23 protein-coding genes and 2 tRNA genes are annotated in these 22448 nt (G+C 30.9%); 15 read left to right on the forward strand and 10 right to left on the reverse strand.

Annotated elements, in window-relative coordinates:
• Positions 1-112 precede the first annotated feature (112 nt).
• Positions 113-532 (forward strand): serine O-acetyltransferase, encoded by a 420-nt coding sequence (locus tag AC1Q5Z_RS06320; protein WP_492444073.1) that lies wholly within the window; start codon positions 113-115, stop codon positions 530-532.
• 54 nt (positions 533-586) lie between these two features.
• Here AC1Q5Z_RS06320 and map read toward each other — a convergent pair whose 3' ends face one another.
• From map to AC1Q5Z_RS06340, 4 genes are all read right to left on the reverse strand, one after another.
• On the reverse strand, positions 587-1351 hold the full coding sequence (gene map, locus AC1Q5Z_RS06325; RefSeq protein WP_198855639.1) for a type I methionyl aminopeptidase: 765 nt from the start codon (positions 1349-1351) through the stop codon (positions 587-589).
• Positions 1352-1467: 116 nt separating this feature from the next.
• A complete protein-coding gene (locus tag AC1Q5Z_RS06330; RefSeq protein WP_343586789.1) occupies positions 1468-2205 on the reverse strand; it encodes an SDR family oxidoreductase in 738 nt (245 codons plus the stop codon).
• An 80-nt stretch (positions 2206-2285) separates the two neighbouring features.
• Entirely contained in the window at positions 2286-2855 is a 570-nt protein-coding gene (locus AC1Q5Z_RS06335) for a Crp/Fnr family transcriptional regulator (RefSeq protein ID WP_492444074.1), read from the reverse strand.
• 54 nt (positions 2856-2909) lie between these two features.
• Positions 2910-3305, reverse strand: a complete 396-nt coding sequence (locus AC1Q5Z_RS06340) for a VOC family protein (protein WP_343586793.1) — start codon at positions 3303-3305, stop codon at positions 2910-2912.
• Between the two features lie 135 nt (positions 3306-3440).
• Between AC1Q5Z_RS06340 and AC1Q5Z_RS06345 the strand changes: the two genes are divergently transcribed.
• The 3 genes from AC1Q5Z_RS06345 to AC1Q5Z_RS06355 all read left to right on the forward strand — a co-directional run bounded on the left by AC1Q5Z_RS06345 (position 3441) and on the right by AC1Q5Z_RS06355 (position 6557).
• Complete coding sequence (locus AC1Q5Z_RS06345) at positions 3441-3947, forward strand: endonuclease V (protein WP_343586795.1); 507 nt, start codon at positions 3441-3443, stop codon at positions 3945-3947.
• Between the two features lie 141 nt (positions 3948-4088).
• Positions 4089-5525, forward strand: a complete 1437-nt coding sequence (locus AC1Q5Z_RS06350; RefSeq protein ID WP_492444075.1) for an MBOAT family O-acyltransferase — start codon at positions 4089-4091, stop codon at positions 5523-5525.
• 144 nt (positions 5526-5669) lie between these two features.
• Positions 5670-6557 carry an alginate O-acetyltransferase AlgX-related protein gene (locus tag AC1Q5Z_RS06355; protein WP_343586799.1) on the forward strand — a complete coding sequence of 296 codons (888 nt, stop codon included), beginning with the start codon at positions 5670-5672 and terminating at the stop codon, positions 6555-6557.
• Between the two features lie 36 nt (positions 6558-6593).
• Here AC1Q5Z_RS06355 and AC1Q5Z_RS06360 read toward each other — a convergent pair whose 3' ends face one another.
• Complete coding sequence (locus tag AC1Q5Z_RS06360; protein WP_492444076.1) at positions 6594-7175, reverse strand: bifunctional (p)ppGpp synthetase/guanosine-3',5'-bis(diphosphate) 3'-pyrophosphohydrolase; 582 nt, start codon at positions 7173-7175, stop codon at positions 6594-6596.
• A gap of 139 nt (positions 7176-7314) precedes the next feature.
• Here AC1Q5Z_RS06360 and AC1Q5Z_RS06365 point away from each other — a divergent pair, with 139 nt between their 5' ends.
• The 5 genes from AC1Q5Z_RS06365 (at position 7315) to AC1Q5Z_RS06385 (ending at position 10620) form a co-directional block, all read left to right on the forward strand.
• Positions 7315-7863: a hypothetical protein gene (locus AC1Q5Z_RS06365; protein WP_343586803.1), complete on the forward strand. Its 549-nt coding sequence runs from the start codon at positions 7315-7317 to the stop codon at positions 7861-7863.
• A gap of 103 nt (positions 7864-7966) precedes the next feature.
• Positions 7967-8290: a hypothetical protein gene (locus AC1Q5Z_RS06370; protein ID WP_343586805.1), complete on the forward strand. Its 324-nt coding sequence runs from the start codon at positions 7967-7969 to the stop codon at positions 8288-8290.
• Positions 8291-8350: 60 nt separating this feature from the next.
• On the forward strand, positions 8351-8863 hold the full coding sequence (locus AC1Q5Z_RS06375) for a hypothetical protein (protein WP_492444077.1): 513 nt from the start codon (positions 8351-8353) through the stop codon (positions 8861-8863).
• Entirely contained in the window at positions 8853-9779 is a 927-nt protein-coding gene (locus AC1Q5Z_RS06380; protein ID WP_492444078.1) for a DUF2268 domain-containing putative Zn-dependent protease, read from the forward strand. Before AC1Q5Z_RS06375 ends, AC1Q5Z_RS06380 begins: the two co-directional genes overlap by 11 nt.
• A gap of 43 nt (positions 9780-9822) precedes the next feature.
• The gene (locus AC1Q5Z_RS06385; protein ID WP_343586813.1) at positions 9823-10620 is read left to right on the forward strand and encodes a hypothetical protein; all 798 of its coding nucleotides are present in this window, start codon (positions 9823-9825) and stop codon (positions 10618-10620) included.
• 31 nt (positions 10621-10651) lie between these two features.
• Here the strand turns inward: AC1Q5Z_RS06385 and AC1Q5Z_RS06390 are convergent, their stop codons facing one another.
• From AC1Q5Z_RS06390 to AC1Q5Z_RS06400, 3 genes are all read right to left on the reverse strand, one after another.
• On the reverse strand, positions 10652-11212 hold the full coding sequence (locus tag AC1Q5Z_RS06390) for a hypothetical protein (RefSeq protein ID WP_492444079.1): 561 nt from the start codon (positions 11210-11212) through the stop codon (positions 10652-10654).
• A 233-nt stretch (positions 11213-11445) separates the two neighbouring features.
• A tRNA-Tyr gene (locus AC1Q5Z_RS06395) sits at positions 11446-11526 on the reverse strand.
• Positions 11527-11603: 77 nt separating this feature from the next.
• Positions 11604-11678, reverse strand: a tRNA-Val gene (locus AC1Q5Z_RS06400).
• 263 nt (positions 11679-11941) lie between these two features.
• Here AC1Q5Z_RS06400 and AC1Q5Z_RS06405 point away from each other — a divergent pair.
• Entirely contained in the window at positions 11942-13732 is a 1791-nt protein-coding gene (locus AC1Q5Z_RS06405) for an ABC transporter ATP-binding protein (protein ID WP_343586818.1), read from the forward strand.
• A gap of 100 nt (positions 13733-13832) precedes the next feature.
• Here AC1Q5Z_RS06405 and AC1Q5Z_RS06410 read toward each other — a convergent pair whose 3' ends face one another.
• The gene (locus AC1Q5Z_RS06410) at positions 13833-15002 is read right to left on the reverse strand and encodes a proline dehydrogenase family protein (protein ID WP_198855622.1); all 1170 of its coding nucleotides are present in this window, start codon (positions 15000-15002) and stop codon (positions 13833-13835) included.
• A 249-nt stretch (positions 15003-15251) separates the two neighbouring features.
• Between AC1Q5Z_RS06410 and aroB the strand changes: the two genes are divergently transcribed.
• The 5 genes from aroB to recQ all read left to right on the forward strand — a co-directional run bounded on the left by aroB (position 15252) and on the right by recQ (position 21767).
• Entirely contained in the window at positions 15252-16319 is a 1068-nt protein-coding gene (gene aroB / locus AC1Q5Z_RS06415; RefSeq protein ID WP_198855621.1) for a 3-dehydroquinate synthase, read from the forward strand.
• 304 nt (positions 16320-16623) lie between these two features.
• A complete protein-coding gene (locus AC1Q5Z_RS06420) occupies positions 16624-18027 on the forward strand; it encodes a type III PLP-dependent enzyme domain-containing protein (RefSeq protein ID WP_198855620.1) in 1404 nt (467 codons plus the stop codon).
• Between the two features lie 98 nt (positions 18028-18125).
• Positions 18126-19094 (forward strand): deoxyhypusine synthase family protein, encoded by a 969-nt coding sequence (locus tag AC1Q5Z_RS06425; RefSeq protein WP_057117936.1) that lies wholly within the window; start codon positions 18126-18128, stop codon positions 19092-19094.
• A gap of 8 nt (positions 19095-19102) precedes the next feature.
• Entirely contained in the window at positions 19103-19519 is a 417-nt protein-coding gene (locus AC1Q5Z_RS06430; protein ID WP_198855618.1) for a DNA primase, read from the forward strand.
• A gap of 139 nt (positions 19520-19658) precedes the next feature.
• Entirely contained in the window at positions 19659-21767 is a 2109-nt protein-coding gene (gene recQ / locus AC1Q5Z_RS06435) for a DNA helicase RecQ (RefSeq protein WP_343586823.1), read from the forward strand.
• Positions 21768-21932: 165 nt separating this feature from the next.
• Here recQ and AC1Q5Z_RS06440 read toward each other — a convergent pair whose 3' ends face one another.
• A complete protein-coding gene (locus AC1Q5Z_RS06440; protein ID WP_343586826.1) occupies positions 21933-22448 on the reverse strand; it encodes a DinB family protein in 516 nt (171 codons plus the stop codon).

Raw genomic sequence — 22448 nt, forward strand, 5'->3', positions numbered from 1 at the left:
TATGTTTAATACATTAGTTAAAATCAATTGCCATTCAAAAAATAAATTCTTAAAACTAATTGCGAGCAATTTGCTAGAGAAACTTTATTGTTGCGAAATAAACTGTGTGGAAATGGACAAAAGCGTTTTGTTTGCACATCACGGCCGTGGATGCACTATTGTAGCAGCTAAAATTTGTGAGAATGTTGTCATATTTCAAAACGTATCTATCGGAGCAAATTTAAAATACAATAAAATTAGTAAGGAATGGGAGAATATTGGCAACCCGATTATTGCTAAAAATGTTATTATAGCCGATGGTGCCAAAATTTTAGGACCAATCGTAATTGGAGAAAATTCGGTTATTGGTGCGGGTTCTATTATTACAAAAGACATTCCGCCAAATAGTGTAGCTTTTGGAGTAAATAAATTTAAACCAAAAGACGAAAACTATGATTTAATATTTAACTCCAATATGATTCATTTTCAGAAAATGATAGAAGCCAATAAAAATTTGATTACAGCGTTTAACAAACAAAATGGCATTATTTAATAAAACAAAAAGCCTCTATTAGAAATAATAGAGGCTTTTTGTTTAAATAGAATTTTAATTCCAAATTTCATTCATTTCTGTTAAAATAATTGGCTTTCCTTCTGTTACCACAATAGTATGTTCGTGTTGCGCCATAAAACCGCCTTTGTTTCCAACCATTGTCCAACCATCTTTTAAGGTTTCGGCATATGTAGAACTGGTAGAAATGAAAGTTTCAATTGCTACAACAGAATTCTTCTTAAATCTTGTTTGATTAAAACGGTCTCTATAATTGGCAATTTCATGCGGCGCTTCATGAAGACTTCTTCCTACTCCATGCCCTGTTAGGTTTTTGATTACTTTGTAACCACGTTTTTTAGCTTCTGTTTCAATCAGAAAACCAATATCAGAAATACGAACGCCACCTTTTATATTGTGAATGGCTTTATGCAAAATATCTCTAGAAGCTTCCACTAACTTTTGATGCTCATTTATATCATTACCAATTACAAAAGAACCTCCGTTATCTGACCAAAATCCATCCAATTCAGCAGAAACATCAATATTAATTAAATCACCTTCTTGCAAAATTCTTTTTTCAGAAGGAATTCCGTGGCAAAATTCATTGTCAACACTAATGCAAGTCCAACCAGGAAAACCGTAAGTTAAATATGGCGCAGATTTCGCTCCTAAATCATTTAAAATTTGTCCTCCGTAATCGTCTAATTCTTTTGTCGATATTCCAGGTTTGGCAAATTTTCTCATTTCTTTTAAAGTAAAAGCTACAGCTTCACTTATTTTTTTCATTCCTGCTAATTCTGCTTCGGTTGTAATAGACATTGTTTTGTTTCTTAAAATTAATAACGGTCTAAATTTACCACTTTTCTACAAGATGAATCGTTATTAAAATGCTAAAAACCTTCCAAAATCAATGACTTTGGAAGGTTTTTAACTTTTTACCAAGGACTTTCCTCGCTTTCGTCTTCAATATCGTTGCTGAAGAATTTTCCAGTTGGTCCATTTTCATCCAATAAAGTATGTTTTATAATGAAACTCGCTGCACTTTCAACACTTCCGGGGCCATTGTGATGATTAAAATCGGTTGCTGTGTAACCTGGATCAATTGAGTTTACTTTGAATGGAAGATCTTTTAATTCGTAAGCTAAAGTCACTGTAAATGCATTTAAAGCAGTTTTAGAAGAGACATATGAAATTGCTTTTATCGAATAATATTTCCAAGTTGGATCACTGTGTAAAGTGAGAGAACCAAGTCCTGATGTAATATTGCTAATTCTTGGATTTTCAGATCTTTTTAGCAAATCAAGAAAAGCCTGCGTTACAGTTATCACTCCGAAGAAATTCGTGTCAAAAACTTTTTGAATGTTTTCTATAGAAGTTGCTGAAGGACTTTGCGGAATATCTCCTAAAATTCCGGCATTATTAATCAGAATATCCAATTTACCTTTTTCTTTTTCAACGATGTTTTTTGCTTCTAAAACACTTTCTGCATTGGTAACATCAATTTGAATCGCTTTAATGTTTTGGAATCCTTTTTTGTTCAATTCTTTTACTACTTCTTCTCCTTTTGCAAGATCACGCGTTCCTAAATAAACAAATAATCCTTTTTCTGAAAGCTGTTTAGTAGTTTCTAAACCAATGCTCCTATTTGCACCTGTAATTAATACTGTTTTCATTTTTTATATTTTTAAATTATCTGAAGCAAAGTTCCACCGATTAAAAACAAAAACATTTGCCATATGGCAAAAAGCGATTTTTAACGAATATTTTTTCTGATTCTGCTTAAAGAGGATTGTGTTATTCCGAGATAGGAAGCCAAATACGAAAGCGGAACTCGATTAATTACTTTTGGAAACATTTCCATAAAAGATAAATAACGAGTTGTAGCATCTTCTGAAACCAAGGGACTTCTTCTAGCCACTTTCTGAATTAATGCTTTCGAAATGATTTTATGCACAATCGTGTCCCAACCAACAATTGTGTCTAGTAATTCTTGCCAATTGGCTTTAGAAAACACAATAATTTTAGAATCTGTAACTGCTTGTACATAAGCAGACGAGCAAATATTATTGTCAAAACTTTCTAAATCTACCACTAGATTATTTTCGTCAATAAAGTATTTTGTGATTTCCTCGCCTTTGTTATTGTAGTAGCAAACACGCATTATCCCTTCTATGATGAAGCCAACTTCAGCAGCTATTTTTCCAGCTTCAGAAAAATATTCTTCTTTTTTGATTTCTTTTTCTTTGGCCTTCGTTAAAATCAAATCAATCTGTTGCTGATTTAAATTGCCAAATTGCAATATATAATTTACTAATTCTTTCATACACGAAAGTTAGGCATAAGTTTTTATTGAGAATTTGCCATATGGCAAAAAAAACTACATTCCCGGCCAATACAGAAAATTAAATTTATGCCCGTCTGGATCTAAAAAACCAAAGGTATAACCAACTTCAAAATTTTCAGGTTCTGAGAAAATGGTTCCGTTGATTTCTTTTATTTTATTGTACCAAAGATCAACTTCCTCTACACTACTTGCAGACAAAGAAAATATAATTTCATTGTCTACAGCTGTGTTAGAGAGTTTTCCTCTTATGGCATTTTCTAATCTTTTTGGTGTGAAAAAGTTAATTACAAAATCATTTTCTCCAAAAACAAAACTTACCAATTCTTTCGTCTCTTGTCCGTTTTGCTTAAAACCGAGAGCGGTGTAAAATTGAATTGTTTTCTGTATATCGCTCGAAACCAAGTTGGCCCATATCATTTTAGTTTTCATAAGCTTAAGTTTTTATTGATTACCGCTAAGTTAGGAATTAGAATTTAAAAGTTTTTTATAAAAAAGAATATATAAAAGCGTGTTTCTGTCAGTTTTTTCTATTTTTAAACTCTAAATATTTTATAGAAACAATATATGATCCTAGCTTTTGATACTTATTATTTTGACCAAAAAGCAAAAACAATTTGTCTTGAATTCGCAGAATGGAATGAAGACAAAAACTTTAAAATTCATTCTGAAACCATAAACAATGTAGAAGAATACATTCCTGGAGAGTTCTATAAAAGAGAGCTACCTTGTATTTTGAGCTTATTAAAACAAATTGATTTGTCGACTATTGATGTTATTGTAGTTGACGGATTTGTTTATTTAAACGATGAAAACAAATATGGTTTAGGCGGCTATTTGTATGAAAAACTAAATAAAGAAATTCCAATTATTGGTGTTGCGAAAACCAATTTTGCTTCTATAGAAAAGAATAAAAAAGCACTTTTTAGAGGTGACAGCAAGAAACCGCTATACATCACCTCTATCGGAATTGATTTGGATGAAGCATATAAAAAAGTAGAGAGTATGGCGGGAGAATTTCGATTTCCTACTCTGTTGAAAGAATTGGATAGGTTGACTAAAGAGAATATTTAAGCAAGACTAAATCTTTATTTAAATCTTAAATGAAAATAGAGTCTGATTGAAGCAATTTTAAAAGTTAGTTTTCTATATTCGCCAAAAAATATTTTATAAATATTTTAAGATTAGAAATGTATTAAACACCTAGAATAGCACATGCTTTTTAACTCTATAAATTTTGCCCTTTTTTTACCGGTTGTCTTCCTTTTATATTGGTATTTAGCCAAGGAAAATTTGAAACTTCAAAATATTCTATTACTGGTTTCGAGTTATTTTTTTTACGCTTGTTGGGATTATAGATTTTTATTTCTTCTTATTTTTTCGACTTTATTAGATTATTTCACTGGAATTAAAATGGCTGATACAGAAAATCAAAACATGAAAAAGTTTTGGTTCTGGTTAAGCATATCAATCAATTTAGGTTTTCTAGGCGTATTTAAATATTATAATTTCTTTGTAGAATCTTTAGCTGATGCTTTAAAAAATACAGGTTTGCAAACCAATCTATGGACGCTCAAGATTATTCTTCCTGTCGGAATTTCTTTTTATACATTTCATGGTCTATCTTATGTTATAGATATTTATAAAGGTCGCATCAAAGCAGAGAAAAATTTCATTGATTATTCTTTATTTGTTAGCTTTTTTCCGTTATTGGTTGCAGGGCCAATTGAACGCGCAACTCACCTTCTTCCTCAGATAAAAAAAGAGCGATTTTTTAATTATAATAATGCTGTTGACGGTTTAAGACAAATTTTATGGGGACTGTTTAAGAAAATAGTAATTGCCGATCAATGTGCAAAGCATGCAAATGAAATTTTCAATAATTCGATAAGTCATTCTGGAAGCGATCATGTGCTTGGAGCAATCTTTTTTGCATTTCAAATTTATGGAGACTTTTCAGGTTATTCAGATATTGCTTTAGGAACTGCTCGTCTTTTCGGAATAGATCTTTTAAAAAACTTTGCTTTTCCTTACTTTTCAAGTGATATAGCTGAATTCTGGCGCCGTTGGCATATTTCGCTTTCAAGTTGGTTTCGAGATTATCTTTATATTCCGCTAGGAGGAAGTAAAGGAAGTATATTTATGAAAGTTAGAAATGTCTTTATCATTTTTATAGTAAGCGGATTTTGGCATGGTGCAAATTGGACCTTTATATTCTGGGGTTTATTAAATGCCTTGTATATTATGCCTTCAATATTGTTCAATACCAATAGAAATAATATAGATATTGTGGCAAAAGGAAAAATACTTCCAAGTTTTAAAGATTTTCTTTCTATTGCAATTACATTTGGCTTGACTGTATTTGCATGGATATTTTTTAGAGCAGAAAGCTTAAGCGATGCATTTCATTACATATCACAAATATTTTCGAGCTCGTTGTTCTCTATTCCAACGATTAGACCTACATCATTATTCATTCTATTAATATTATTTATGTTTATAGAATGGTTGGGTAGAGAAAAAGAATATGCAATTGCTTCTTTAGGTTTAAAATGGAAACCGGTTTTTAGATACGCTTTCTATTATGTAATAATCATTTTAGTTTTTTGGTTTGGAGGAACGGAATCAGAATTCATATATTTTCAATTTTAAGTTATGAAAAAGTTTATTCTAAAAACATTGCTATTTACTTTACCATTTTTTGTTCTATATATAGTGACCTTTTCATTTTATTCGGAAACAGAGAATCCTGATCTATTACGCCTAGGTTATATACCCAATATTGACAAGGGGTATATGGAAGCACTTGATTCAAATCGTGAAGTGAAATTTGAATTGTTGTCTAAAACCCAAAATAAAAAGTTTAAAATTTTAACTATTGGAGATTCATTTTCTAATAGAGGATCTATTGGATATAACAATATGCTTGCAGACCATTTCAGCGTATTAAATGCTGACACTTTCAGGACAGAGAATCAATTTCAAACCATCGTCAAATTGATTAATGGAGATTTTTTTTCAAGCTATAAAATTGATTATGTGATACTTCAAAATATAGAACGAAATATTATTTATAACGCAGAAAATACTGATTTTGAGAAAAAAATATATGTTAATGAGATTGATAGTTTAATTAAGAATCACCATGGAAAATATCAAAACTATGGTTATGAATTATTTTCCAAAACAACTTTGAGATTTCCTTTTACATTTCCAAAGTTTTTCTTTAAAAAAAATTATTTGTCAAATAATAAAGTATTTAATCTTGAGCTTAATCACGATATTTTATTTAGTAATAATTCAAATAAATTACTTTTCTATAATCTAGATCTTTATGCACTAGAAAGAAATAATACAATGGCAAAGGTTGAAAGTCTTAATAATAAATTGAATTTTTTAGCAAAGAAACTTGAACAGAAAAATGTAAAATTAATTGTACTGCCAGCACCCGATAAATATGACATGTATTATTCGTACATTGAAGATAAGACAAATTTTGTAAAACCTCTTTTCTTTGAAAATTTAAAAAAGGTTAATAAGAATTATATTTATATAGATTCAAAAGAGCTATTGTCAAAAAATATGAGAAATAAAAAAGATATATATTATTTTGGCGACACTCATTGGTCACCAGTTGCAGCAAAATTAATAGCAGAAGAAATTGGGAAAAGAATAAACATGTAAGATAAAACTCCTCAAGCAAATTGAGGAGTTTTTTTATTATATTACTTGATTAGAACTCAAAAACCGATGATATTCATTTATTTTAAGTTTCAATCGGTTTGCTAAATATTCGTTTCCTTCTTTTAGTTCATTATGAATGATTTCTGCTTCAGTAATGTAATATAGTTTTTTGTCATCATTCCAATAAAAAGGCGGTTGGTATAGATTTGAAATTCTGTCAGCCATCTTTACTGCCCAAACTTCTTTAGGCTGTTGTTTGATTCTTCTTAAACTGTCCATCATTTTTTCAGATGAATCTTCGATTTTATCGTTTTTTGTTAAAGCAAGTACTCCAGAAGCTACATCATTTCCAAACAGTTCCATTACTTTTTCGTATTTTATTTCTGTATCTTCTATCGTATCATGAAGCATCGCACATTTAATGGCTAGATCAGCATTCATGTTTTCTGTAAATCGAAGAGCATTTAGAACTTCAAAAACAACACTTCCAATATGATTAAGATATTCTACTCTATCGCCTTCATTAAATCCACCATATTTTTGTCCGTCATGAAGTTTCGAAACCAGTTTCCAAACATTCTGAATTTCATCTATTGACCAGTCTTTTTGTTGTTCCATAATTTTAATTTTGATTGAATGTAATATATTGCTTTTTATGATAATCTGCAATAGTTGCATGAAGCTTTATTTTATAAATATTAAAATATTAGTAAGAGGATTTCGCTTATATTAGCGTATATAAATAGTAAGTTATTCAATGCAAGAAATTCTAGAAATTAAAGAATTAAATACTGAGGATATAAAATTTCTTAAACGAAAATTGAAGAAAGGATATATTTTATTAGTTCTTTTAGCTCTCTTTTCTATAGTTCTGCCAATTTATCTAATTTATCTAGCCGTACAAAAGCAGGATAATGAAGACAAAGGATTTGCAATTTTGATGATATTGGTAGTTTTTGGTTTCTGGATCTATATTACCATCCAAGCATTGATAACGGTTTTAGAAAGAAAACGAGGTTTGTTTTTTCAAAAAAAGATAGAGGGAAATGTGAAAGTTTTAAAAAAAGAGATTGTAACTCATGAAGGTTATGATTCGGATACAATTTCTCATGAAATAACAATTTATTCTCCAATTGAAGAGAAATACAGAAATGTTTCTATTTATGAAAGAGACTATCAGAAAATCGAAACTGGAGATTTTATAAGTATTACTTATTTTACAATGAATACTTCTATAAAAGCGTTAATTTTTAAGGATGAAAATTTAAAATACAAGTCTTTTACCACGCAAAGAAACGTTTTATAAATTTAAAAACCAGATTTGAATTACCCGACGTTAGAAAAAGATATTTAGGGAGTCCTGGTTATGAATATTTTGATGAACGATAGAGAATTAAACGAAATATTTTATGAAAGATTTTAGTCCGGACGATTTTCCAAAAAACCTGAATGATCAGGAAATAGAATTATTGGCTCAACTTGTTGAAAAAAATCCAATATCCGATTTGTGGAAACAGATTGCTGTTAATTTAACTTCCGATCAAAAAGTTAGAATCAATAAAAGGATTGAGATTAATAATTATTCAAAATCACAAAAAGTATCCTCTTTTTATCAAAAATCTATGGAAAATGAAGAATGGAAAAAGTTGGTTAAAGAGAAAGAGTTAGAAAAATATCGTGGTAACATGGTTAAATTTGGATTGTGGCCCGATGATTTTGATAAAAACAAATAAGATCAAAGCAAACCAAAATTTGCTGTAATAAGTGCTCCGAAAAATCAATCTTCCTGCGTAATGGATAAACCAATTATCGAAAATTTAAAAATTTTATCAGAGTGTTTCAATCACGAATCTGATACTTTCTCGAATTCAACCATTTTTGTGAATGAAGTAAATAAAATTAGCATTCAGCTCGAAGATGAAACGAATTTTAGAATTACGTATAATCTGCATTTTGATGAAAAAATGCTTTTAGTGCCAGAGGAAACGGTTTATCATTTTTGCTTGAGTTTATTTAAAAGGAAATATGATGATGTAGAACTGCCTTTTAGTATCAAAAAAACAATAGAAATTGGTGAATGGTTTAAAATTGAGCAAGAAGAATCTGTAAACATCATTAGCGCGATTGAGAAAGAACTCGATTATAATTATAGATTAAAACATTTATTTCTAGAAAGTGCCCGATTTGAAATAACGTATTGTAACGGTTTGCTAATTCTAGAAGATAAAGAAAAAGAATATTTTTCTAATGTGTTTAATTTTAGAAAAATACAGATAACTCCTTTAAAGAAATCCCATGAAGCTTAAATTTATTATTCTATTTGCCATAATTTACATTCAAGTTCCTGTTTTTGGACAAAGTAATTTCTCAGACAATCCTTTAGATGCAGTATTTGAAACTAAAGATTCAGATAATTTCTGGATAGCTTTTGACAAAATGGACAAATCAAAAGACAATCCATTTGTGGAGTACATTCAAAAAGGTTCTCCTGGAGTTAAAGCTTTTACTGAAAACAGAATTATTAATGCTGACTCTCTTTTTACAGTTGTAAAAAAAAGAAAAGTAGGTTACGAGTCTTCGAGAAATGTTTTAGATGGTCTTTCTTCTAAAGAAAAGCGAGTGAAAGCTATTTACAGCTCATTAAAATATTGGTATCCAAAAGCAAAATTCCCTCCTATTTATTTTGTTTACGGAAGATTTAATTCGGGTGGAACCTCTGCTCCTGAAGGAGTTATTATTGGAATTGAAAAGCTTCAAAATCTAGATGGAATTTCGGGCTTAATTGCGCACGAACTAATACATTATCAGCAAAACATAACTGGTAAAGACATGCTCTTAAAATGGTGTTTAATGGAAGGTGGTGCAGATTTTATTGGCGAACTTATTTCTGGAGAATCAATTAATCAGTTTTCGTATAAATATGGAGCGCAAAATCAAGATAAATTGTGCCAAGAATTTGTAACAAGATTAAAAAATACCGATTATCAAGATTGGTTGTATGGAACTTCAAAAAAAGATGACAGACCAAATGATTTAGGATATTGGATTGGATATAAAATAATTGAATCTTATTTTAATAAACAAAAAGACAAGCAAAAGGCAATAGATGATATATTGAATTTAAAAGATCCATTGCAATTTTTAAAAGACAGCGGATTTTTAAATACTGATATCGAAAAGTATCAAAAAGCGAAAAAAGAAAGCTTTGATGCATTTTTTTAATAAAGAAATTCACAAGTACTATTTGCTTTCATAAAATCTAAAAATGAACATATTAAGAATATTTGACCAGACATTTACCGAACGAAAATTTGTATTTTTCATTCTATTCGAATTGCTAAACCATCCTGAATTTGAAGAATTACTGCCTTCAGAATACAATACATTATTATCTGAATTTAATGAAAAACTCAGATATGGCAGTTTTAACGAATTAAATTTAAACAGCGTTCTGAATCAGGAGAACAAAGCTTTATTCATAAAAATATTTGAGTCAATTAATTCTAACAGATTTAATTTAGTGTCTAATGATCTTAATCAAGTATTACAATCAAAATTGTTCTTAAATCAAGATCGCAAGAAAATTGGACGAATAATCTATGAGCAACTTGAAAATAAGATTTATGTAACAGATATTTTTAATGCAATTTTAAACGGATTAAAATTCGAAACCTTTTATGAGCTTAGCATTGTAAGTGCAGACGAATTGCTTGGCGATTGGATTTCGCTTAAAGAAACAGGTCAGTTAAGAATTAATTACAATATGACTGATTGGATGCCAGTTGGTTCTAAAATAGAACTGAAAATTGAGCCGTTTAATGATGAACTTTACAAATTTATCTGTTTAACAACTGTAATGGATTATAACACAAAAGAAACTTTTTTGATAACCGTTCTTGAAACGAATGTTCAGATAAAAAACGGCTTTTTTTATCACTATCATTTTCAGACCAATGAATTTATATATAAAAAACCGATATATGAATTTGAAACCGAAACATTTAAAACTACAATCAATCAATATGATTTTGTTTTTAAAAGGAAAAAAGCAATCAGTAATTAAAGTCTATACTATTTTTAAAACATTTATAATTTTAATAAATACCTATTTCAAAAAATCGCATAATAATTATCACAGCAATAAAAACTCCAATGATAATATAATTCACTTTCTGAGGAATTTTTGTCAAACCGTTTAAAAATAACATAAAGGCTAAAAAAAACGCTGTTGTTCTTTGTCGAATTTTGTATAATTCTCGATTATGATAAAATTCATCTTGCGTCATTAATGAATTTCCATTTAAACTAAGCCCGATTACAGTTACATCTTCTTTGCCTTCAGAAAGTTTTTTAAAATCTGATGATTTAATTAATAAATCGACCTTTTGGCCTTGTTTTAAATTTGATACAACATCCTGTTTTTCTTTAGATACACTTGCATTCAAGATATTAAATCGATTCTCAAAGGTTTTTGTCCAAAATTTATAATCAGAAGTACCTCTGCCCTTTGCACTGGCGATATCATTTTTTAGTTCTACTCTAATTTCTTGTAACTCTGGTTTTTTAGATGTCAGATTATAGGATAAACTTAAATACAATATTAAAATTCCTGTAAATATAAAATACCAGTTTAGGTTAGATTTCTGTTTTGCCAATTTTTGTGTTCAAGATTTAGATTTCAGATTGAAGTTGAAAACTTAAATAAGTTTTTTTTCGTTTAAATATAGGAACTATTCTATAATTTACTCGTTTTAAAAATCAGTATTTTAATTTCTATTGTAAATTAAGAGATAAAGAAATTAAATGTGGAAGTATAACAATAAAATAAGCTTATAAAAAAAAAATAAAAGCCTGTATATTCTTAGATTTACAGGCTTTTTTGTTTTTGTGGGGAGAGCAGGATTCGAACCTGCGAAGTTCACACAGCAGATTTACAGTCTGCCCTCGTTGGCCGCTTGAGTATCTCCCCAAAATTTGAGTGTAAAGCATAAACCATTACATTCAAGAAAATCAAAAAAAAACTCCTTAATTAGTTAAGGAGTTTTGTGGGCGATGAGGGGTTCGAACCCCCGACCCCCTCGGTGTAAACGAGGTGCTCTGAACCAGCTGAGCTAATCGCCCTATTTTACTAGGTTGCTATCGTTTGTGATTGCGAGTGCAAATATACAGCTAGATTTTATATTTCCAAGTCTTTTTTTGAAAAAAGTAAAAAAAAGATCTAATAAAATTTTTAGAATTCTATTTATCAATGAATTAAAAATGAGTAAAAATGTCTATTTTTTAAAATTTAGTTAAAAATTGAATGCCTTGAGACTAAATGAAGATATTCTTTTTGTAATCATTTGCTATAGTTATACCTTTGCGTACCTTAATTGTATATTCAAATGGCAAGATTTCAAGAAAATGATTTACCTAAAGCTAAATTAAACTCTAACTCCCTTCAAAAAGCTCTCCGAATTTTTAAATATGCTAAAAACCATAAATGGAAATTCTTCCTTGGTTTGATATTCTTATTTTTAACAAGTGCCACTGCCCTAGCCTTTCCTAAATTAATGGGAATGTTAGTAGATTGTGTTACCAATAAAGACCTTTCAAAAGCAAATGAAATAGCTCTTGGTTTAATGGCAATTCTAGGACTTCAGGCTATTTTCTCTTTTTTTAGAATTTCATTGTTTGTAAATTTTACAGAAAACTCGCTTTCAAACATTCGTTTTGCTTTATATGAGAATTTGATAAAATTACCAATGTCATTTTATTCGCAAAAACGCGTTGGAGAACTTAATAGTAGAATAAGCGCAGATATTTCGCAATTGCAAGATACATTTAGTACGACCATTGCAGAGTTTTTACGTCAGTTTATTCTAATTATTGGAGGTTTTATAATTTTAGGAAGCATTAGTCCAAAATTAACTTTAATGATGTTAGCAATTGTACCTGTTGTGGCGGTTGCTGCTGTAATCTTTGGAAGATTCATTCGTAAATACGGAAAAAAAACACAAGATAAAGTTGCTGAAAGTCAAGTTATTGTTGAAGAAACATTACAAGGGATTAGTAATGTAAAAGCATTTGCTAACGAATGGTACGAAATTCAACGCTATAAAAACAAGATTAGAGAAATTGTAAAAATTGCCATTAAAGGTGGTCAATACAGAGGTTACTTCGCTTCATTTATTATACTTTGCCTTTTCGGATGTGTTGTTGCTGTTGTTTGGTACGGAATTACACTAACAATTAAAGGAGAAGTTGAAGGTGTTGGTGATTTAATTTCGTTTGTATTGTATACTACTTTTATTGGAGCTTCTTTTGGCGGAATTGCAGAAATGTATGCGCAGATCCAAAAAGCAGTTGGTGCAACAGAACGTGTTTTTGAATTATTAGAAGAAACTCCTGAAGAAATTAATGCTAAACCAAGACTTTCGGCAGTTGAAAAAATTAAAGGAAACGTTTCTTTCAATAATGTTGCTTTTAGTTATCCTTCAAGAAAAGAAGTTCAGGTTTTAAAAGATGTTAATTTTACTGCTGAATTTGGACAAAAAATTGCAATCGTAGGACCAAGTGGTGCAGGAAAATCTACTATTTCTTCTCTTTTATTGCGTTTTTACGACATAACTTCTGGACAAATATTAGTTGATGGTAAAAATATTCAGGATTATGATTTAGAAGATCTTCGCGGAAATATGAGTATCGTTCCTCAAGACGTAATTTTATTTGGAGGAACAATTAGAGAAAATATTGCTTACGGAAATCCGAATGCTACTGAAGAAGAGATTATCACAGCCGCAAAACAAGCCAACGCTTATAATTTTGTGGATGGTTTTCCTGAGAAATTCGAAACTTTGGTTGGAGAACGAGGCGTTAAACTTTCTGGAGGTCAGCGTCAGCGTATTGCAATTGCGAGAGCATTGCTTAAAAATCCAAGTATTTTGATTTTGGATGAAGCTACATCGTCTTTAGATAGCGAAAGCGAAAAACTTGTTCAAGAAGCTTTAGAAGTGTTAATGGAAGGAAGAACAAGTATTATTATTGCTCACCGTCTTTCGACAATTAGAAATGCAGATAAAATTCTAGTTCTTGACAACGGAAAAATTTCAGAAGAAGGAACGCACCAAGAATTAATAAGCTTGGAAAACGGAATTTATAAAAACTTGAGTAATTTACAGTTTAGTAATTCATAAAAGGATCTAGACTCCGCTCAATTGATAAAAAAAACTCCAATCAAAAAAGATTGGAGTTTTTTTTATCTCTAAACTGAGACAGAAAATTGAAAACTAAAAATTATTTTCCTTTTCTTCTCTTGCGTTCTGCTTTAATCATAGATAATTCGCGACTTGTTTGCCCAGCAACCGAAGTGTTTTCTTCTGCACGACGAATTAAGTACGGCATAACATCTTTTACAGGTCCAAATGGTAAGTATTTAGCATCGTTATAACCATTTTCTGCTAAGTTATAACTAATATTATCACTCATTCCATATAATTGTCCAAACCAGATTCTAGAATCATTTTTAGCGATTCCTTTTTCTGCCATCATTTCCATTAATTTGTATGAACTTAATTCATTATGAGTTCCTGCAAAAATGGCCATTTTGTCAATATGCTCTAACATATATTGTACAGCATTATCATAATTTACATCTGTAGCTTCTTTAGAAACGCAAATTGGAGAAACATAGCCTTTTTCTTCTGCTCTTTTGTTTTCTTTTTCCATATAAGCGCCACGAACCAATTTCATTCCGATATAGAAACCTTCAGTTTTTGCAACTTCGTGAATTTTTTTCAAATAATCTAAACGATCCCAACGGTACATTTGTAAAGTATTAAATACAATTGCTTTTTCTTTATTGTATTTACGCATCATGTCGGTAACCAAATCATCAGCAGCATCCTGCATCCAGCTTTCCTCACCGTCAATTAATAAAGCTACATCTTTTTTATGCGCTTCACTGCAAACTTTATCAAAACGAGCTACTACTCTATCCCATTCTGCTTGTTCTGCAGGGTTAAGAGTTTGTTTTTCTCCTAATTTCTCATATAATTCGAAACGGCCTAAACCAGTTGGTTTAAAAACTGCAAATGGAATTGCCAAACGTTCTTTAGCAAAATCGATTGTTCTTAAAGTCATTTCTAAAGCGGCATCAAACTGCTCTTCTTCTTCTTTTCCTTCAACAGAATAATCTAAAACTGAAGAAACTCCTTTTGTAAACATTTTGTCTACAACAGTAAGACAGTCATTTTCGTTTACACCACCACAAAAATGGTCAAAAACAGTTGCACGAATTAATCCTTCTACTGGTAAATGAGCTTTAATTGCAAAATTAGTTACAGCTGTACCAATTCTTACAAGAGGTTCGCTGTCAATCATTTTGAAAAGGAAATAAGCTCTATCAAGCTCTGTGTCGCTTTTTAGTGAAAACGCAACTTGAGTGTTGTCGAATATCTTTTCCATTAAGTTTTATTTTTTATGCAAATATAGAGAGTGTTTTGAATATTCTTTATCAAACGGCATCAAATTTTTGTATATTGTTAATAAGAATGTCAAAAGCATAAATTTATGAAGTAAATGTTTACTACTTAAAAGAATTTTATCTTAATTTTAAAGAAGCAAACCCGCATTTTACACAAATTAGCCTTAAAGTTTGAATATTATTAAGGTAAAAATGCCTTATTTTTGCGCTTTAAATTAACTAAAAGAACTATGCAATCTATTCAAGCCAATAATTATCTCGTGCATTTTAATGAGAATGCTTACGAAGCTTTAAATAAACATTTAAGAGAAAGTAAATATTCTAATATATTTATAATTGTTGATGATCAGACTAATGAATATTGCTTATCTAAATTTATTCCGCTTTTAGAAACTGATTTAGCAATAGAAATCATAGAATTTGAAGCTGGAGAAGCAAACAAAAATATAGAAACCTGTATTGAGATCTGGAATATCTTGACAGAACTTGGAGCTGATAGAAAATCGCTTATTATTAATTTAGGAGGTGGTGTTGTTACAGACTTAGGCGGTTTTGTTGCTTCTACTTTTAAAAGAGGCGTAGACTTTATTAATATCCCAACTACATTATTATCTATGGTTGATGCTTCTGTTGGAGGAAAAACAGGTGTTGACTTAGGAAATCTTAAAAATCAGATCGGAGTTATCAATGTGCCGCAAATGGTTTTAATTGATACGCAATATCTAGAAACTTTACCTCAAAGCGAAATGCGTTCTGGTTTGGCAGAAATGCTAAAGCACGGTTTAATATACGATGCGCCATATTGGAGACAATTTTCAGATTTAAAATCAATTGTTTTTGATGAATTAGACCAATTGATTTATCGTTCTGTTGAAATTAAAAATGAAATCGTTATTCAGGATCCAACAGAGAAAAATATCCGTAAAGCTCTAAACTTCGGACATACGCTAGGTCACGCTATTGAAGGATACTTTCTAGAAAGTGAAGAAAAAACAACTTTACTGCACGGAGAAGCTATTGCTGTTGGAATGATTTTGGAAAGTTATATTTCGCTACAAAAAGGATTAATCTCTGAAGAAGAATATAGAGAAATTAAAGCAGTTATTAAAGATATCTATGATGATGTAATTTTTGAGGAAAAAGACATCGATCCGATCTTAGAATTGTTAATTCACGACAAAAAAAATGAATACGGTTTAATTCAATTTGCATTGATTGAAGGAATCGGAAAAATAAAAATTAACCAATCCGTTGAAAATAAATTGATTCTAGAAGCGTTTGACGATTATAAATCTTAAACTTTTTTTAATCAAAAGCATTGCATTTGGTATATATTATTTTTTACATTTGCCCCATGAAAACAAACAATCAGCAAAGGCACTTTAGCTCTTACAGAAACAGGCTCAACACTTCTTTATTAAGAATGTTGAATCGTTTTTATAATAGTAAAAGCCCATTTTGTTTTGATGTTTTCCAATGTACAAAAGCGGAGCATGAAAAACTGCCTATTATATTTGCCAATATTAGAGTTTGAATTTAAGATTAAGTCCCCAAAAACCTAAAATTAAATAAAATTACAATCTCTAAAATATTGATAAATAAATGAATACAAAATATTCTGATCTAATAAACCAAACATATTACTTTCCGCAAGAGGAATTTAAATTAAACAAAGACAACCTATTGTTTCACAATATCGATTTAATGAAATTGGTTGAACAGTATGGTACGCCATTAAAATTTACTTATTTGCCTCAGATTTCTGAAAACATCAACAAAGCAAAAGCTTGGTTCAGAAAGTCGATGGAAAAGAATAAATACGACGCAAAATACTATTACTGTTATTGCACAAAAAGCTCTCATTTTGAATATATTATGAATGAAGCTTTCAAGAATAACATCCATATCGAAACTTCATCTGCTTTTGATGTGAATATTGTTGAGAATTTATTAGAAAATGGTAAAATCAACAAAAGTACATATGTAATTTGCAATGGTTTTAAAAGAGACGAGTACATCAATAACATCGCAAGATTAATTAATAACGGACATAAAAATACTATTCCGATTATTGATAATTACGAAGAGTTAGATTTGCTTCAAGCAGAAATTAAAGGAAAATTCAAAATCGGAATCCGTATTGCTGCTGAAGAAGAGCCTAAATTTGAGTTCTATACTTCTAGATTAGGTATTGGTTATAAAAACATAGTTTCTTTCTATAAAAAACAAATTCAGGAGAATGATAAATTAGAGCTTAAAATGCTTCACTTTTTTATCAATACCGGAATAAACGATACATCATATTATTGGAATGAGCTTGTAAAATGTATTAAAGTTTACATTGCTCTTAAAAGAGAATGTCCTACACTAGACGGACTAAACATTGGCGGTGGTTTCCCTATCAAAAACTCACTTGCTTTTGAGTATGATTATCAATATATGATTGATGAAATTATCAATCAAATTAAAATTGCTTGTGATGAAGCTGAAGTTGATGTTCCAAATATTTTTACGGAATTTGGATCATTTACAGTAGGTGAAAGCGGTGGTGCAATCTATCAGATTTTGTATCAAAAACAACAAAATGATAGAGAAAAATGGAATATGATCGACTCATCTTTCATTACCACTTTACCAGATACTTGGGCTATAAATAAACGTTTTATCATGCTGGCTATTAATCGCTGGAATGATACTTACGAGCGGGTACTGTTGGGAGGTCTGACTTGTGATAGTGACGACTATTACAACTCTGAGCAAAACATGAATGCAATTTACCTGCCTAAGTACAGCAAAGAGAAACCATTATACATCGGATTCTTTAATACTGGCGCTTATCAAGAAACAATTGGAGGATACGGCGGTTTACACCACTGTCTGATTCCGCAGCCAAAACACATCTTAATTGATCGTGATGAAAATGGAATTCTGGCAACCGAGGTTTTCTCAGAACAACAGACTTCAGACGATGTTTTAAAGATTTTAGGCTACAAAAAAAAGTTATAAAAAACGGCAGATTAAGTGAAAGAAATTTGTTTAAAATTCTTAATTTGCATTAACATCCAAAAAGGTTAAACTTTTTAATTCAAAAAAAAACAAAAAAAATGAAAGGACCAATCAGTCAGTTTATTGAAAAACACTATTTGCATTTTAACTCTGCTTCATTAGTAGATGCTGCAAAGGCATACGAGCAGCAATTAGCTGATGGTGCTAAGATGCTGGTAAGTATGGCTGGCGCAATGAGTACAGCAGAAATTGGTAAAATTTTTGCCGAAGTAATCAGACAAGACAAAGTGCATATTATTTCATGTACTGGAGCAAACTTAGAAGAAGATATCATGAATTTAGTAGCTCATTCTCACTACGAGAGAGTTCCTAACTACCGTGATTTAACACCAGAAGACGAATGGGCTTTATTAGAAAGAGGACTAAACCGTGTTACAGATACGTGTATTCCTGAGCATGAAGCTTTCCGTCGTTTACAAAAACATATTTACAAAATTTGGAAAGATGCTGACGACAAAGGTGAGCGTTACTTCCCACACGAATTTATGTACAAAATGTTATTGTCTGGCGTTTTAGAAGAATACTACGAAATTGATCTAAAAGATAGCTGGATGTATGCAGCTGCAGAGAAAAATTTACCTATTATCGTTCCAGGATGGGAAGATAGTACAATGGGTAATATCTTTGCTTCATACGTAATTAAAGGAGATTTAAAAGCATCTACCATGAAATCTGGAATTGAATACATGACTTTCCTTGCGGATTGGTATTCTAAAAACAGTTCAAACGGAATTGGATTCTTCCAAATCGGTGGTGGTATCGCGGGTGACTTCCCTATCTGCGTTGTTCCAATGCTATATCAAGATATGGAAATGCACGATGTTCCATTTTGGAGTTATTTCTGCCAAATCTCAGATTCAACAACTAGTTATGGTTCTTACTCTGGGGCAGTTCCAAATGAAAAAATCACTTGGGGTAAATTAGACATCAAAACCCCTAAATTTATTATTGAATCGGATGCTACAATTGTTGCTCCGTTAATTTTTGCATACTTATTAGATTTATAAGATAATTTATGAAAAGAGTTATAGTAGACTACGCTAAACTTACCAACGAAATTTTAAACCTTTTGGTTGAAAAATTTCCTGATGGTTATGATGATTCGGATGTAATCCGTTTTAGAAATGCTAAAAACGAATTGGTCGAAGCTGTTGAAGTTCGTACTGAAGACACTATTTACTTAGTAAAAATTAGTACTAAACTGGCTGACAGAATTGAAAACTACGATGAAGATGACGATTTAGATGTTGATGTAGATGCAATTGCACCAGTTAAAGGTTTGGATCTTGATGATGATATTAGTAACGACGACGATGACGACGATGATGATAATCATGACAAACCAGATACTGACGGTGGTGACGATGATGACGATGATGACGATAAAGCAGACACTGATTATGATGAAGAAGACGAAGATGATGAAGATTAATTCATTTTCTTTTTAATAAATAAAAGGAACTCTATTTGGAGTTCCTTTTTTTATGATACGCATAATAACAAAACTAATTTAAATTTTTATTTTTATAGGATTATTTTTACATTTAAATCTTGAATAAAAATATATGCCTATGACTTCAGAAATTCTACATACCACATTAAAAGAAAATTTTGGTTTCGAAAAATTTAGACCAAATCAAGAAACTATAATTAATACCATATTATCTGGTCAAGATACCTTGGCTATTATGCCAACTGGAGGAGGAAAATCAATATGTTTTCAGCTTCCGGCTCTAATTTTGCCAGGAATTACAGTTGTAATATCGCCTTTGATTGCATTAATGAAAGATCAGGTTGATAGTTTGAAAACCAACGGAATATCAGCTTGTTACATTAATAGTTCTCAATCATCGCAAGAACAGCAATATTATATAGACAACTTAAAATCAAATCATTTTAAATTAGTTTATATCGCTCCCGAAAGTCTTTCTTACTTAGATATGGCTTTCAATGAGTTGAATATTAGTTTAATAGCAATTGATGAAGCGCATTGTATTTCGTCTTGGGGACATGATTTTAGACCTGCTTATACTAATTTAGGATATTTAAAAAGCCGCTTCCCTTCTACTCCAATCTTAGCTTTGACTGCCACGGCTGACAAAGCAACGCGAACAGATATATCTAAACAATTAAATCTTAAGAATCCAAAGACATTTATTGCGTCTTTTGATCGTAAAAATTTAAGTTTAGAAGTTCGTCCAGCTTTGGATCGCGTTAAACAAATAATTGATTTTATTGAAAATAAACCCAATGAGTCTGGAATAATTTATTGCTTAAGTCGTAAAACGACAGAAGAACTTGCTGAAAAATTAAAGAAGAATGGCATCGAAGCAAAAGCCTATCATGCTGGTTTAGATAATGAAACGCGTGCTAAAACTCAAGATCAATTTATAAATGATGACTGTCAAGTAGTTTGCGCTACAATTGCTTTTGGAATGGGAATTGACAAATCAAATGTTCGTTGGGTGATTCATTATAACTTACCAAAAAACATTGAAGGTTATTATCAGGAAATCGGGCGTGCTGGACGTGACGGTCTTCCAGCCGAAACCGTTTTATTTGAAAGTTACGCCGATGTAATTCAATTGCAGAAATTTGCTTCCGAAGGATTGAACTCCGATATTCAGCTTGCAAAGTTAGATCGTATGAAGCAATATGCGGATGCTGTAAGCTGTCGCAGAAAAATTCTTTTGTCTTATTTTGGTGAATTGGTTACGGAGAATTGTGGAAACTGCGATATTTGCAAAAATCCGCCAACTTTTTTTGATGGGACGATTCTCGCGCAAAAGGCCTTGTCTGCTATTGTGCGTTTAAAAGAATCTGAACCACTTGCTGTTATTGTCGATTTCTTGAGAGGCTCGAGAAACGCGTATATTTACGAAAAAAATTATCAAGAGCTGAAAACGTACGGAATTGGCCACGACGTTTCTTGGTACGATTGGAATCAATATCTTATTCAGCTCATCAATTTAGGATATTGCGAGATTGCCTTTCATCAACATAATAAAATTCTGCTTACTTCTTTTGCAAAAAAAGTTTTGTTTGAAGGTGAACAAGTAAAACTAACAACTGTTGTGAAAAAAGTAATTGACAAAAATCAAATAAAAGAAACTAAAGTCAAGACTGAGAAAAACTCGCTTTTTGAAACACTTAGAAAATTGCGCTACGAAATTGCCAAAGAAGAAGAAGTACCTGCTTATGTTATTTTTAGTGATGCTGCGTTAAGGCAAATGGAAATTCTAAAACCTGTAACAGATGAAGAATTCCTTGCTGTTGAAGGTGTTGGTAAAGTAAAACTCGAAAAATATGGAGACGATTTCATAAAAGCAATAATTGAATTTCAACGAAACAAATCGGTTGTTAAAAAAGAAAAAAAAGATAACACTTATAAAAAAACATTAGAATTATTTCAAGGGGGACTTTCTGTTGAAGAGATCGCAGGACAACGAAATTTAGGAGAAACTACCATTATTTCTCATTTGGCTAAATTATACATTGATGGAAATGATATCGACTTAAGCCAATTTGTATCTGAAGATGAAATTCTAAAAATTGAAAAAGCTCAGATAGAATTAGAGAATCCAAATGCATTAAGACCTTACTACGATTTTTTCGAAGAAAAAATGTCTTATGATAAGATTCGATTTGGTTTGGCTTTTTTGGAGAGAAAACTTAAATGAGTTTTGTCATCTTGACGAAGGAAAGATCGCACTAGAAATTCCACAAAGATTAGTTAAGCACCAAACCCGACAGGTTTTAAAAACCTGTCGGGTTTACATCAATAAAAAATCCCAAACTCCAACGAAATTGGAATTTGGGATTTTAAATTTTCAAATATTCCTTTTTTATAAATATCTTTCCTCAAAAACTTTTTGATGATGTTTCTGATGTCCAATCATTACAAAACCTAAAGCACGAACAGAAATTGGATTATTAGACGCTGTACCAATTCTCTTTAACTGTTCTTCTGACAAACTTTTGTAAAACAATAAAGTTGAATGTCTTACAGCTGAAAATTCAGTAAGCAAATCTTGAATGCTTCTCTTGTTTGAATCTGTATTGTCTGCATAATCGCTTTCTTCAAAACTTGGTAAAGGCGTTTTATCGTTTCTTGAAAATCGCAAAGCACGATAAGCAAAAATCCTTTCTGTATCAATAACATGCTGGATAATATCTTTGATTGTCCACTTCCCTTCTTCGTAGCGATAATCAAATTTATCCATTGGAATATTTTGCACAAATCGGATAAACTCGTGAAGCGAAATTTCTAATTCTTCAATCAAAATTCCATCTCCAGCTGCTTTGACGTAGGTTCCAAAATGACCTGAATATTCGTTATCTAATAATTCTGCTGCTTTCAT

The sequence above is a fragment of the Flavobacterium sp. GW823-FHT06G12 genome (assembly GCF_058794775.1).

Bases quoted from the DNA above. Each gene is read 5' to 3' on its own strand.
- AC1Q5Z_RS06320 (WP_492444073.1), top strand. From the start codon at position 113: ATGGACAAAAGCGTTTTGTTTGCACATCACGGCCGTGGATGCACTATT.
- map (WP_198855639.1), bottom strand. From the start codon at position 1,351: ATGTCTATTACAACCGAAGCAGAATTAGCAGGAATGAAAAAAATAAGT.
- AC1Q5Z_RS06330 (WP_343586789.1), bottom strand. From the start codon at position 2,205: ATGAAAACAGTATTAATTACAGGTGCAAATAGGAGCATTGGTTTAGAA.
- AC1Q5Z_RS06335 (WP_492444074.1), bottom strand. From the start codon at position 2,855: ATGAAAGAATTAGTAAATTATATATTGCAATTTGGCAATTTAAATCAG.
- AC1Q5Z_RS06340 (WP_343586793.1), bottom strand. From the start codon at position 3,305: ATGAAAACTAAAATGATATGGGCCAACTTGGTTTCGAGCGATATACAG.
- AC1Q5Z_RS06345 (WP_343586795.1), top strand. From the start codon at position 3,441: ATGATCCTAGCTTTTGATACTTATTATTTTGACCAAAAAGCAAAAACA.
- AC1Q5Z_RS06350 (WP_492444075.1), top strand. From the start codon at position 4,089: ATGCTTTTTAACTCTATAAATTTTGCCCTTTTTTTACCGGTTGTCTTC.
- AC1Q5Z_RS06355 (WP_343586799.1), top strand. From the start codon at position 5,670: ATGGAAGCACTTGATTCAAATCGTGAAGTGAAATTTGAATTGTTGTCT.
- AC1Q5Z_RS06360 (WP_492444076.1), bottom strand. From the start codon at position 7,175: ATGGAACAACAAAAAGACTGGTCAATAGATGAAATTCAGAATGTTTGG.
- AC1Q5Z_RS06365 (WP_343586803.1), top strand. From the start codon at position 7,315: ATGCAAGAAATTCTAGAAATTAAAGAATTAAATACTGAGGATATAAAA.
- AC1Q5Z_RS06370 (WP_343586805.1), top strand. From the start codon at position 7,967: ATGAAAGATTTTAGTCCGGACGATTTTCCAAAAAACCTGAATGATCAG.
- AC1Q5Z_RS06375 (WP_492444077.1), top strand. From the start codon at position 8,351: ATGGATAAACCAATTATCGAAAATTTAAAAATTTTATCAGAGTGTTTC.
- AC1Q5Z_RS06380 (WP_492444078.1), top strand. From the start codon at position 8,853: ATGAAGCTTAAATTTATTATTCTATTTGCCATAATTTACATTCAAGTT.
- AC1Q5Z_RS06385 (WP_343586813.1), top strand. From the start codon at position 9,823: ATGAACATATTAAGAATATTTGACCAGACATTTACCGAACGAAAATTT.
- AC1Q5Z_RS06405 (WP_343586818.1), top strand. From the start codon at position 11,942: ATGGCAAGATTTCAAGAAAATGATTTACCTAAAGCTAAATTAAACTCT.
- AC1Q5Z_RS06410 (WP_198855622.1), bottom strand. From the start codon at position 15,002: ATGGAAAAGATATTCGACAACACTCAAGTTGCGTTTTCACTAAAAAGC.
- aroB (WP_198855621.1), top strand. From the start codon at position 15,252: ATGCAATCTATTCAAGCCAATAATTATCTCGTGCATTTTAATGAGAAT.
- AC1Q5Z_RS06420 (WP_198855620.1), top strand. From the start codon at position 16,624: ATGAATACAAAATATTCTGATCTAATAAACCAAACATATTACTTTCCG.
- AC1Q5Z_RS06425 (WP_057117936.1), top strand. From the start codon at position 18,126: ATGAAAGGACCAATCAGTCAGTTTATTGAAAAACACTATTTGCATTTT.
- AC1Q5Z_RS06430 (WP_198855618.1), top strand. From the start codon at position 19,103: ATGAAAAGAGTTATAGTAGACTACGCTAAACTTACCAACGAAATTTTA.
- recQ (WP_343586823.1), top strand. From the start codon at position 19,659: ATGACTTCAGAAATTCTACATACCACATTAAAAGAAAATTTTGGTTTC.
- AC1Q5Z_RS06440 (WP_343586826.1), bottom strand. From the start codon at position 22,448: ATGAAAGCAGCAGAATTATTAGATAACGAATATTCAGGTCATTTTGGA.